This is a genomic window from Salmonella sp. SAL4457, assembly GCF_046548235.1.
GTDB classification, from domain to species: domain Bacteria; phylum Pseudomonadota; class Gammaproteobacteria; order Enterobacterales; family Enterobacteriaceae; genus Salmonella; species Salmonella enterica.
Genome location: NZ_JBGDZO010001031.1, coordinates 1 through 249, shown reverse-complemented (window position 1 = coordinate 249; position 249 = coordinate 1). Strand labels below are relative to the sequence as shown.

General features: G+C 59.8%; 1 pseudogene. It reads right to left on the bottom strand.

Features of this window, described 5'->3' with window-relative positions:
• A pseudogene (gene tsiT, locus ACLJNW_RS27305) lies at nucleotides 1–202 on the bottom strand (type VI secretion system immunity protein TsiT); the annotation flags it as partial.
• Nucleotides 203–249: the final 47 nt, after the last annotated feature.

The following is a 249-nucleotide window of genomic DNA, read 5'->3' as shown; positions in this document are numbered from 1 at the left end:
GCTCGGTGACGTTGTGGCTGAGGGCATCGCGCAGGGAGTCGCCGCACAGATACCAGTTCTCCAGCACCGGATGGAGGGGCGCGAGGGCATCGAGGAAGCGTTCTATCCGTTGCAGGTGCTGGTCGTCGTCCAGTTCGAGGAGCCGTGCCGGATCGAAGTACAGCTCGAATATGTAGCGCCTGAAAGCCTTGGCGTCCGTCATGCGCAATACCCCGGGTTCTCTTCGCAAAACCTTTTCATCTCTTCCTG